This is a genomic window from Rossellomorea sp. RS05 (genome assembly GCF_039822645.1).
Classification (GTDB): domain Bacteria; phylum Bacillota; class Bacilli; order Bacillales; family Bacillaceae_B; genus Rossellomorea; species Rossellomorea marisflavi_B.
Map to the genome: position 1 here is coordinate 1,267,091 of NZ_JBDKWY010000001.1, position 11,715 is coordinate 1,278,805.

Sequence of the window (11,715 nt, forward strand, 5' to 3'; positions counted from 1 at the left end):
TGACCTCCTTATTGTATCCGGGCCTCACTTTTTGACGTTCCCGGATATCCTTTGTATTCTTCTTCACTTTTGAGGACACGCAGTGCCCCTTCGGCAAGGGCTTGAAGTTCATTTTCACCGGGTTGGATGATGACATCGGCGATCCAGTTGATCCTTTTAGAAATGGCCTTGACGAACCCTTTTCCGTATGCAAGCCCTCCCGTCAGGATGATGGCATCCACCTTGCCGCTCAGCACGGCACTGGCCGCTCCGATTTCCTTGGCAATTTGATAAGCCATGGCGTCATAGACGTGCCGGGCTTTTTCATCACCATGTTCGATCATCTTTTCTACTTTCACTGCATCGCTTGTACCGAGGTAACCTACAAGACCACCCTGTCCAACAAGCTTCTTCATGATCTCCTCGCGGTAGTAATCACCTGAAAAGCACAGGTCAACAAGGTCCCCGGCAGGGACTGTCCCTGCACGTTCAGGGCTGAATGGACCGTCGCCGTGCAGTCCATTATTGACGTCGATCACCTTACCGAGATGATGGACACCAACGGTGATTCCACCTCCCATATGGGTGATGATCAGGTTCAGCTCTTCATATTTCTTACCGAGCTGCTTGGCCACCCTTCTTGCGACCGCCTTCTGGTTGAGGGCATGGAAGATACTTCTGCGCTCGATCAAGGAGAATCCTGACACCCTGGCAAGAGGCTGGAGCTCGTCCACTACCACCGGATCGACGATATAGGATGGGATATTGAGTCCGGATGCGATTTCGAATGCCAGTATGCCTCCGAGATTCGATGCATGCTGACCGGATACACCTTCTCTGAGGTCGCGGAGCATCTCTTCGTTCACAAGATAGGTTCCACCTTCAATAGGCTTCAAAAGGCCACCCCGCCCACAGACGGCGCTCAGTTTGGAAATGTTGATCCCTTCTTCATCGAGGGCTTCGAGGATCGTATGCTTGCGGAACTCATATTGATCAATGATGGTCGGGTATTGATTGATGGTTTCCGTTTCATGACGGATCGTTTTTTCAAAAACGGAACGGTCTTCATCGAAGACCCCGATTTTTGTCGATGTGGATCCCGGATTAATGACAAGGATCCGATGCTTGATTTCTTGCACAGTAGTAACCTCCAATAGGGCGAATTATATCTTTATTCTCTCTATTCCAAGGACCCCCTGATGACAAAATGTCGTTTACATAAAGATGGGGCACCCCTCCTTTTTTGGAGGAGCACCCATCAATGTGTTTTAGCGGCGGCTAAGGATGTGATGTCCGTTTTGAAGGAATTGACTTCTTGAACGGCGCATTTTCTCGATGCGTTCTTCTGCCATGCGATCAGCAGCTACATATGTAGCAACATGATCACGCTTGGCGATTTCAATGACACGCTCAACATTATTATAAACCTGTTCAACCTTTTTCATGGCTCTCTCGCTGTTATATCCATAAAGCTCATCCGCGACGTTGATGACCCCACCTGCATTGATGACATAATCCGGCGCATAGACGATTCCCATTTCGTGGATGGCATCTCCGTGACGGGATTCTTTCAGCTGGTTATTTGCAGCTCCGGCAATCACTTTGGCTTTCAGCTGTGGAATCGTTTCGTCATTGATGATGGCACCAAGGGCACAAGGCGCGAAGATGTCACAATCTACTCCATAGATTTCATTTGTATCTACAGCTTTTGCACCAAACTCTTCCACGGCACGCTGAACGGCTTCTTTATTGATATCCGTTACGATCAGGTTGGCGCCTTCTTCGTGAAGGTGACGGCACATATTGTACGCTACATTGCCGACACCTTGGACTGCAATGGTTTTCCCCTCAAGTGAATCTGTTCCGAAGGCTTCCTTGGCTGCCGCTTTGATTCCGCGGTAAACGCCGTAAGCTGTTACAGGGGATGGATTCCCTGATGAACCGAATGCAGGTGAGATCCCTGTCACATAATCGGTCTCTTCGTGGATCAAGTCCATATCCGCAACGGTCGTACCTACGTCCTCTGCTGTGATATATCGGCCGTTCAGTCCTTGGATGTAGCGTCCGAATGCACGGAACATCTCTTCATTCTTATCTTTTCGTGGATCTCCGATGATGACGGTCTTACCGCCTCCGAGATTCAATCCGGCTGCAGCGTTTTTGTATGTCATACCTTTGGCAAGGCGAAGGGCGTCTTCAATCGCTGCTTCTTCCGATTCGTAGGTCCACATGCGTGTTCCGCCTAGTGCAGGTCCGAGAGTGGTGTCATGGATGGCAATGATGGCTTTCAATCCTGATTCCTGATCTTGACAGAATACCAATTGTTCGTAGTCGTATTGTTCCATATAGCTGAAGATTTTCATGAGTGTTTCCCCCTATTTATAAGTGTAATTGTGTTATCGGTTTTCAGAAGAGCAGATGGCAAGTGCCAATGAGTATAGCTTGCTCTCAGCCAGGTCCGACCTGGATGTTAATACGATTGGTGCTTTGGCTCCCGATATGACGGCAGCCACCTTTGCCCCTGCGAAATACATGAGGGACTTATAAAGGATGTTTCCTGATTCTATTGTTGGCACCAGGAGGATATCTGCATTTCCAGCTACCTCGCTGGCAATTCCTTTTTGACTGGCCGCAATCGATGAAACGGCGTTATCAAGGGCGAGCGGCCCGTCCACCAGGCAATCTTTGATCTGTCCCCTTTGGTTCATTACCGTAAGGGATGCAGCGTCCAGTGTGGCCTGCATTTGAGGATTGATGACCTCGACGGCTGCCAGAGGAGCCACTTTAGGCCGGTCGATTCCGATAGACCGGGCAACTGTAACGGTATTTTGAATGATTTGGGCCTTTTGCCCAAGGTCCGGTGAGATGTTCATGGCTGCATCGGTTACAAAAATGAGGTTTTCGAAACCTTCCACCTCAAAGGCAGCTGCATGCGATAACACATTCCCGGTCCTGAGACCCCATTCTTTATTCAGTACGGCCTTGAGAAGGACGGAAGTGGAGACATGCCCCTTCATCAGAACGTCTGCTTTTTTTTGATTGACGGCTTGAACGGCAAGTTCTGCAGCATGTTGCACTGATGGTGAATGGATGATCTTGATCCGGGTGCTGTTTAGAAGGTCGCGTTGCGATTCTTCCATGTCCCTTTCGATCTTCTCACTGTCACCAAAGAGTAGGAACTCTGCCATCCCCCGTTCCACCGCCATTGATACAGCCTTCAGGACTTCTTTGTCTTCAGCCGCAGCAACAGCCACGGTGGCATTTTCCTTTCGGGTTGCTAGATCTACTAGAGATTGGAGATTCATGTACGTGATTCAACCCCTTTTACAATTATCGGTTCCACTAATATACTTCGCAAGAAGCGTGCCAACTTTCAAAAACGTGAAAACGCTTCATTTAACTTGAAGTAAGCGTGCAAGTTTTTTCAGGGTGTGCAAATTATTTCATGCTATTTATTTCAATATTATACTTTTCAATTTTATAATATAAATTCCTGACAGAAACATTGAGTGCTTTTGCCGTGGCGGTCTTATTGCCTTTATGTTGTGCTAAAACCGACTGGATTATCTGCCTTTCATACCATTCGAGACGCGCATTCAGATCGGTCGCTTCCGGATCCGTCTCGATCTCGGTGGTGCGTTCCTTCGTATGTCCCATGGAAGAAAGATGCTTTTCATCTATATAGGTTTCATTTGCCTCCATGAATATGACGGCCCTGCCAAGTACATTTTCCAGTTCGCGGACGTTCCCGGGCCAGTCATGCTCCATCAGCCTCATTGAAGCCTTTTTCGTCAGTCCTTCCACCTTACGCCCATAATCCTGATTGATCTTAGCGATGAGGCGCTCGGATATCAAGGGGATGTCCCCTTTCCGATGATGAAGTGGCGGGATCTGGATCGGCATTCGATTGAGTCGGTAATAGAGATCTTCTCTGAATGATCCGTCCCCCATGCCTTTCTCGAGATTCACATTGGTGGCGGCAATCACCCGGACGTTTATGGGGATTGACTTGGTTCCTCCCACCCGGACGATTTCTTGTTCCTGAAGCACCCTTAAAAGCTTCGCCTGCGTGTTGGCACTCAGCTCCCCGATCTCATCAAGGAAAATGCTCCCATTATTCGCTTCTTCGAAGAGTCCCCGCTTGCCCCCGCGCTTCGCTCCTGAGAATGCGCCATCTTCATAACCGAACAGCTCACTCTCCAACAAGTTTTCAGCCAGAGCAGCACAGTTGACCCTGATGAACTTATTGAATTTCCGGTCGCTTGCATTATGTATAGCGTGGGCAAACAGTTCCTTTCCGGTGCCTGATTCACCCCGGAGCAAAACCGTCGCCGGCGTCTTCGCACCGAGCTTCGCCTGTTCGATGGCAATCTTCATTTCTTCGGAAGTCCCGATGATATCGTCGAAAATATATTTTGCCTCAAGCGTACGGATGATCCTGCGCGCCCGGTCCAATTCATTCGTGAGGGATTGGATCTCAGACATATCATGGATGACACCGACGCTCCCTTTCAGAATGTCATTGACGATGATCGGTGCCACATTGACGATGACTTCCTTTCGCTTCGGGCCGACACGCATCCTCGTCCCCCTGATGGCCTTTCGGGTCCTGAGGACTTTTAGGTGGATGCTTTCGCCTTCGGAGATATCCGCAGTTGCCGGCTGACCGATCACCTCTCCGCTTGAAAGGCCAGTGATTCTAGTATAGGCGGGATTGATCAAGATCCCTTTTCCTTCCTCATCAACGACCGAAATGGCATCATCACTCGATTGGATGATCGCTTCAAGCATCGTCTGGATTTCCTTCAGGTCCGTGATCTGTTCAGCAAGGTTCACCACTTCGGTAATATCCTTGAACACCGAAAACGCACCGATTACTTCATCCGTAGATGTGATCATCGGGATCCTGCTCGAAATGATCTTCAAGCCGTTCTGGAGGATCACTTCCTGGTTGATTTCAGACCTCCTCGTTTCGATGGTCGAGATCAACCGGCTTTCCGGCACGACTTCAAGGATATTCCGGTTTAAGGCATCTCCGCCACTGATCCCCGTCATTCGCTGAGCACTTTGATTGAAAAGGATGATCTTACCCCTGTGATCAATTCCGATCATCCCGTCATCCGTGGAATTGAATATGAGATCCCGCTTAAAGGATTCACTTGTGAGTTCATGGATCAGCTCTTCTTTTTCCTCGAGGAGCTTGGAAATGAGGAAGGCGACACTTCCCGGAATGAGCACGGTGTTCTTCCCGCGTCGATCCCTGATGTCTTCGAATACTTCCCTATCCCCCGTCACCTCGATGACGATATCGATGGAAGCATCAAGATATGGTCGCCAGTCATCTCCGATGGCAATGCCCCATTCCCCGGCAAGCTTTACCCCTGGAGCCTGCCTGTCCACATCGATGACCGCTACTACATTCATGGAAGAGGCTTCGTGGAGAATTTTCAAGATCGCCACCCCACCTTTTCCTCCCCCTACTATGAGAACATCCTGCAACATTCTTCACCCCATCGCTTTGTCCGTGCAATATATTTCACAGTTCCATTTTACCTCACAAGGGCCACCTTGACAATTTTCATGATGGAGGTAAAATTCAAGTAAGTGGATACAAAGGGGAAATGTACATAATGTCACGCCTTATCGCTTTGATCATCATGCTCATACCCGGCGCATTTGCAGCGCTCGGTATCAAGCTTATGAGGGACATGCTCTTCGGCATCCTGCAGCCTCCCATACCGTACCTCTGGTTGCAATTCGTACTTGGTTTAGTCTTCTTCGTTGCAGGCCTAGGATTCATCGCAGGATTCGTTCTCCACAGGGACCGGAAAAGGAACAAAGTTCAACCTCGTTTCACGAAAAAAAGCTAGCCCGCGGGCTAGCTTTTTTTCGTATTCCTGATCCCGACTGCGCGCTCGGGAAAATCGGTAATGAGGGCTGGGCACTCAATACCCAACAGTCTATTTATCGACGTTTCCTTATTTACCGTATAGGGCCTCACCAGAACCCCCGCATTCAGCGACTGGCGGATCATATCATCCGTTACGGCGTTGAGATTCGGATGGATGGCACCTGCCCCGATGGAACGGGCATAGGACCATGGCATGAAAAGGCGGTTCGAGTAAAGGGCTGCCACTTCCACTGCCGGATTCAACTTCCTGCACTTCACAAGGGAGTAATGATTGAAGGAGGAGATGATGATTCGTTCATCGTAACCATATTTTCTGCTTAATTCGAAGATTTTCTCCTCTAGGCCGGTATAGTCCATGACACTGTTTTTCAATTCGATGTTACAGAGGAGATTATTCCCCCTCATCCATTCGAACACTTCGATCAGGGAAGGCACCCTGCACCGTCGAAGCATCTTCCATTTTCCGTTCGCCTTGAGTTTTTGGATATCCTTGAGGGAGAAATCCTTGACGAAGCCTTTACCATTCGTCGTGCGATCGAGAGTTTCATCATGGATGACAACCACCTGACCGTCCGACGTAAGCTGTACATCAATTTCGATCCCATCAGCCCCGACCCGGGCTGCCTCGGCGAACGCTTCCATTGTATTCTCTGGATGAGTCCCTGCGGAGCCTCTGTGGGCAAAGATCAATGTCATACTTTCACGTCCTTTTTCTTCTATGTAAGGTCGGTACCCTTTCACACAAAAATAAAAACCCGGCATCCACCGGGTCACAAGTTCTACTTACCCTTTCAAGAAGCCTTATGCTCCAAACGCAGCTTGTCAGCCACCATCGCAATAAACTCAGAATTGGTCGGTTTCGCTTTTGTCATGCTTACAGTATAACCGAATAGGGAGGAGATGGAATCGATATTCCCACGGCTCCAGGCTACTTCGATGGCGTGACGGATCGCACGCTCGACCCTCGAAGCGGTAGTGTTGTATTTCTTCGCGATATCAGGATAGAGGACCTTCGTGATAGAACCAAGGAGTTCGATGTCATTGTAGACCATTGAGATCGCTTCCCTTAAGTACATATATCCTTTAATATGTGCCGGTACGCCGATTTCATGAATGATGCTTGTGATGCTCGCATCAAGATTTCTCGGTTTATGATCAGAATTCATTCGGGAGGAAGGCTTTTTGATGATCGGGTTCGTTTTCCCGCTTACCTGTCGGATATGGCTCACCAGGTTTTCCATATCGAACGGCTTCAGGATGAAATAGGATGCACCGAGATCGACCGCTTTTTTCGTCACGTCTTCCTGACCGAAAGCCGTCAGCATGATCACATTCGGGATATTCTTCCTCTCTCTAAGTCGTTCGAGAACCGCAAGTCCATCCAGATGGGGCATGATGATATCCAAAACGAGTACGTCCGTTTCGACTTCCTCCAAGAGATCCAGGCAGTCTTGTCCATTATGGGCAATCCCTACAACTTCCAAGTCATTTTGCGAGGCAATATAATCTTCCAACAATGAGGTGAGTTCCCGGTTATCATCCACAATACAAACTTTAATCGATTTCACTAAACGTTTCCTCCTCAGTCCAAATAAATTCACTGTTATTTTTTATTGTAAATTACTTTTTCGACAATGCAACCTAATTTCCTTTTATTTTTGAAAAAAACTTGAAATATATTCTTTTTTCTTCGTTTTACTTTCGTTTTCTCTTAATTTCGACCTGATTCGATTTCCACCCTGAACTTTTGTCGAATTATCTTTATAGTAACGGAAATCCTTCCATTTCTCAAACGCACGAAAAAATCCGACGCTTGCTCAGCGCCGGATTCATTCAACTTGCTCTGCTATGATCTTTTTTGTAAATATCGATACCTGCTTCGCTCAGCATCCACTCGATATGGACACCGTACCCGCTCGTGGGATCATTCACGAATACATGAGTGACAGCTCCTACGACCTTCCCGTCCTGAATGATCGGGCTACCGCTCATTCCCTGGACGATCCCGCCGGTTTTCTTCAGGAGCTTTGGATCCGTCACCTTCAACACCATCCCTTTGGTAGCAGGGTATTTCTGTGGGATCGTGCTCATGATTTCGATATCGTACATTTCGACTTCCTTGCCATCGACCACCGTGAGGATCTGGGCTGGACCTTCCTTCACCTGGTGAGAGAGGGCGATCGGCATGGGCTTATCCATCCGCTCATTCTCGATGGTCTGGTTCAGGCGCCCGAATATACCAAACGGACTGTTCCTCGTGATATCCCCGATCACCTTATGATCGGATGAGAACCTTGCCAGTTTCTCCCCCGGCTTTCCATCGCTCCCTTTTTGGATAGAGGTTACTTCGGAATGGACGATTTCGCCATCTGCGACGACAATCGGCTTCTTCGTATCCATATCGGATATCACATGTCCAAGAGCCCCGTATTTCTTCGATTGTGGATCATAAAAGGTCATCGTGCCGATTCCAGCAGCCGAGTCCCTGATATACAGGCCGAGCTTATAAGCAGAATTGCCTTTTTCCCTTACCGGCAGGAGAGTGGTTTTGATCGTTTTTTTCTCTCGTTTCACCACAAGTTTCAAGGACTCCTGGTCTTTTCCCGCGGATTGGACAAATGGTGCCACGTCGGAAAGTTCTTCAATCTTGGTTCCATTGATCTCTGTAATCATATCCCCAACCTGGATCCCTGCTTTTTCACCCGGAGAAACTTTTCCTTCTTCCGTATTCACAAGATGATGACCGACGACCAATACGCCAACGGTATTCAATTTGACCCCGATCGATTGTCCACCCGGGATCACTTTAAAATCTTTCAGCACTTCAACATTGACTTCTTTGACGGGGAGTCCGGCAAGTTCAAAGACCACTTCATCTTTGCCGACCCGGCTGCCTCCCACGGATAATTGTTCGTTGTTCGACGAAAGCTGGACCGTCCCTTCAGATGCGGCAGCAGGAGCTGATATGGGGAGAGCAACTTGATCCCCTTCCATCATCCTAATGAACGTGGGCGTTTTCACCCACTGTTGGACAGGTTCCAAAAAACCGATAAAAATGAGCGAAACAAGGAGAATTCCACCTATGCATTTCCTTAACGAATCTGACTTCACTACTTTCACTCTCCTCGCTTCTAATCCAAACACACTGGTGATTTGGCTACAGTTTTACTTTTGCCTTTTGAAAGGACATTTATAACTGGTAATAATGAAAAAAAGCTACCCGCATTGGATAGCTTTTCATGTCTCTTTGATGCTCCCCGCCAAATGAAGGAGCTCTTTGGCATGTTCAAGTGTAAGGTCGGTGATCTCCACGCCGGAAATCATACGTGAGATTTCCTGAATTTTCTCATTTTCCTCAAGTCTTTTCACCTTCGTGCTCGTACGCCCGTTCGATTGTTTCTTCGAGATGAACAGATGACAGTCTGCCATCGCCGCAACCTGTGGAAGATGGGAAATGCACATCACCTGTGAATGGACGGCCACTTGATAGATCTTCTCTGCAATCGATTGGGCCACCCTTCCGCTAACACCTGTATCCACTTCGTCGAAGATGATGGACGTGATCCCCTGATGCTTGGAGAAGATCGTCTTAAGGGCGAGCATGATACGGGATAATTCTCCCCCAGAAGCGACCTTCGAAAGGGGCTTCAGCGGTTCTCCAGGATTCGTCGAGATATAAAACTCGACTTCATCCCATCCGTCTCTCTTGAACTTCCGGTTTACAGCATCTCCGTCGGTCAGGAACTTGACCTCGAATTTCGTTTTGTCCATGTAGAGCTGTTTCAGCTGCTCATGGATGCTGACCGTGAGCTTCTTAGCCCACTTCTTACGGGCGATGGTCAGATTTTCCGCCTCGACGGAAAGATCATTTTCGAGGGAGCGCAGCTGATCTTGAAGCTGTTGAACATGTGAATCCTTGTTAACGATCGTTTCAATTTCCTCTTCAATCCGTGAGCCATACGCAAGCACCTCTTCAATCGATGAGCCATACTTGCGTTTCAGTCCATTGATCTCATTCAGCCTGGACTCGATCATATCGAGCCTGCCCGGTTCAAATTCCAGTTGATCCAATTCCGCCCTGATGGCATGTGCGGCATCCTCAAGGATGTAATAGGCCGAGGAGACCGACTCAAGCGTCCCGCCAAACTGGGCGTCGACTTCCGCTGCGGTCTCAAGATGGCCCATGGCAAGCCCCGCCCAGTCCATTCCTTTTCTTTCCCCTCGCAGGCTGTCATACGACGTCTGGAGGGCTTCATATAGCTTTTCAAAATTGACGAGCTTCAGCTTTTCATCCTGCAGTTCATCATCCTCATGCAGGCGAAGCTCCGCATCCTGGATTTCTTTTTGCTGGAACTGGATAAGATCCAGGCGATGAGCCATCTCCTGTTCATTTTCATTCAAGCGCTTCAGCTGTCTGGACACGGTCTGATATTCTTCAAACACATCCAGATAGGCTGTGAGCGATGATGCAATATCCTTCCCACCAAACTGATCCAGAAGCGTCAGATGAAGGTGCTCATTCATGAGCTCCTGATGCTCATGTTGCCCATGGATGTCAATGAGGGTCGACCCGATTTCACGCATGGTGGCAATCGTCACAAGCTTTCCGTTTACTCTGCAAACACTTTTACCCGTACTGGAAATATCTCTCCTGAGAACAATCATGCCCTCTTCGATGTCGATGCCGAATTCAGAAGCCTTTGCATGGCAAGGATGACGGGGATCGTCCAAAAGAAATAACCCTTCAATCTCGGCTTTTTTCTCTCCATGCCGGACGAACTCTGACGATCCCCTGCCTCCCACCAATAGATGGATGGCATCGATGATAATGGACTTCCCGGCACCTGTTTCCCCTGAAAGGACCGTCAATCCTTCTTCGAATGAAAGGGCAATCGAGTCGATGATGGCAAAATTTTTGATTGAAAGTTCCTGTAACAAGAAATACTCACCTCATATAATAAGACACTTCCGATCATGCATCCCGGATAGAACCGAATCACGTTGGAAAGTGCCTCTGTTTTCATTTAATTTACCCCGTCTAACGGGAGGTCAACCTTTTATAGCATATCAAGGAAACGTTTGGAAATGACTTCGGTTTCCGCTTCGGATCGACAGATGATCAAACAGGTGTCGTCCCCGCAGATCGTCCCTAGGATCTCTTCCCAGTCCAAGTTGTCGATGAGTGCCCCTATGGCATTCGCATTTCCCGGGAGCGTCTTCATGACCAGCATGTGACCGGCTGCATCAATCTTGACGAAGGCATCCGTTAACGTCCTCTTCAGCTTTTGAAGGGGGTTAAAACGCTGGTCTGCCGGTAGGCTGTATTTATAGCGCCCATCCATAAGCGGGACCTTGACCAGGTGAAGCTCCTTGATATCCCTCGAAACGGTTGCCTGGGTGACATTGAAGCCTGCATTCTTCAGGCTGTCCACCAGCTCATCCTGGGTTTCCACATCCCGATTTGTGATGATTTCCCTGATCTTTATATGTCTTTGACCCTTATTTAACATCACCATACACCTCTTACTCCAAAATGAACCTGTATATTTATACCTCTACGCTTATGTTAGCCTATTTTGATGTACAAATCCACCAGAAACCGTGCAGATCCTTCACTTCTTTATCTCCTTCATCAGAAAAGCTAGTACAGTTTTACATTTTTATGTATTATTAATATTTTTTATCATTAATGCAATAATATACAAATATAGTTTTATTGCTGGAAAAAAGAAAGAAATTTAAGACTTTTAAATGAAACCGTTTACCCATTTGAATCCTTTCACTATACAGTTTAGTGTATATAAGCACGGGGTATAAGACTATAG

At 48.0% G+C, this 11,715-nt stretch carries 10 protein-coding genes; 1 reads left to right on the forward strand and 9 read right to left on the reverse strand.

Annotation, left to right across the window (positions count from 1 at the left end; translation table 11 throughout):
• Positions 1 to 8: 8 nt before the first annotated feature.
• From buk to ABJ225_RS06625, 4 genes are all read right to left on the reverse strand, one after another.
• On the reverse strand, positions 9 to 1,118 hold the full coding sequence (gene buk / locus ABJ225_RS06610; RefSeq protein ID WP_347319063.1) for a butyrate kinase: 1,110 nt from the start codon (positions 1,116 to 1,118) through the stop codon (positions 9 to 11).
• A gap of 129 nt (positions 1,119 to 1,247) precedes the next feature.
• A complete protein-coding gene (gene bcd / locus ABJ225_RS06615) occupies positions 1,248 to 2,342 on the reverse strand; it encodes a branched-chain amino acid dehydrogenase (protein WP_056535481.1) in 1,095 nt (364 codons plus the stop codon).
• A 33-nt stretch (positions 2,343 to 2,375) separates the two neighbouring features.
• Complete coding sequence (gene yqiS / locus ABJ225_RS06620) at positions 2,376 to 3,284, reverse strand: phosphate butyryltransferase (RefSeq protein WP_347319065.1); 909 nt, start codon at positions 3,282 to 3,284, stop codon at positions 2,376 to 2,378.
• Positions 3,285 to 3,417: 133 nt separating this feature from the next.
• Entirely contained in the window at positions 3,418 to 5,478 is a 2,061-nt protein-coding gene (locus ABJ225_RS06625; protein WP_347319318.1) for a sigma 54-interacting transcriptional regulator, read from the reverse strand.
• A gap of 131 nt (positions 5,479 to 5,609) precedes the next feature.
• Between ABJ225_RS06625 and ABJ225_RS06630 the strand changes: the two genes are divergently transcribed.
• Positions 5,610 to 5,849 (forward strand): DUF2627 domain-containing protein, encoded by a 240-nt coding sequence (locus tag ABJ225_RS06630; RefSeq protein WP_053426633.1) that lies wholly within the window; start codon positions 5,610 to 5,612, stop codon positions 5,847 to 5,849.
• 8 nt (positions 5,850 to 5,857) lie between these two features.
• Here ABJ225_RS06630 and ABJ225_RS06635 read toward each other — a convergent pair whose 3' ends face one another.
• The 5 genes from ABJ225_RS06635 to ahrC form a co-directional block, all read right to left on the reverse strand.
• Complete coding sequence (locus ABJ225_RS06635) at positions 5,858 to 6,586, reverse strand: glycerophosphodiester phosphodiesterase (RefSeq protein ID WP_347319067.1); 729 nt, start codon at positions 6,584 to 6,586, stop codon at positions 5,858 to 5,860.
• Between the two features lie 95 nt (positions 6,587 to 6,681).
• Entirely contained in the window at positions 6,682 to 7,458 is a 777-nt protein-coding gene (spo0A, locus tag ABJ225_RS06640) for a sporulation transcription factor Spo0A (RefSeq protein WP_048014027.1), read from the reverse strand.
• Between the two features lie 265 nt (positions 7,459 to 7,723).
• On the reverse strand, positions 7,724 to 9,001 hold the full coding sequence (gene spoIVB, locus ABJ225_RS06645) for a SpoIVB peptidase (protein ID WP_218246157.1): 1,278 nt from the start codon (positions 8,999 to 9,001) through the stop codon (positions 7,724 to 7,726).
• A gap of 126 nt (positions 9,002 to 9,127) precedes the next feature.
• Positions 9,128 to 10,828, reverse strand: coding sequence for a DNA repair protein RecN (gene recN / locus ABJ225_RS06650; protein ID WP_218246158.1), 1,701 nt, complete (start codon positions 10,826 to 10,828; stop codon positions 9,128 to 9,130).
• Between the two features lie 119 nt (positions 10,829 to 10,947).
• Entirely contained in the window at positions 10,948 to 11,400 is a 453-nt protein-coding gene (gene ahrC, locus ABJ225_RS06655) for a transcriptional regulator AhrC/ArgR (RefSeq protein WP_222115393.1), read from the reverse strand.
• Positions 11,401 to 11,715 lie beyond the last annotated feature (315 nt).

Coding starts and splice junctions, on each gene's coding strand:
- ABJ225_RS06635 (WP_347319067.1), bottom strand. CDS start 6,586: ATGACATTGATCTTTGCCCACAGAGGCTCCGCAGGGACTCATCCAGAG.
- ahrC (WP_222115393.1), bottom strand. CDS start 11,400: ATGTTAAATAAGGGTCAAAGACATATAAAGATCAGGGAAATCATCACA.
- bcd (WP_056535481.1), bottom strand. CDS start 2,342: ATGAAAATCTTCAGCTATATGGAACAATACGACTACGAACAATTGGTA.
- ABJ225_RS06630 (WP_053426633.1), top strand. CDS start 5,610: ATGTCACGCCTTATCGCTTTGATCATCATGCTCATACCCGGCGCATTT.
- yqiS (WP_347319065.1), bottom strand. CDS start 3,284: ATGAATCTCCAATCTCTAGTAGATCTAGCAACCCGAAAGGAAAATGCC.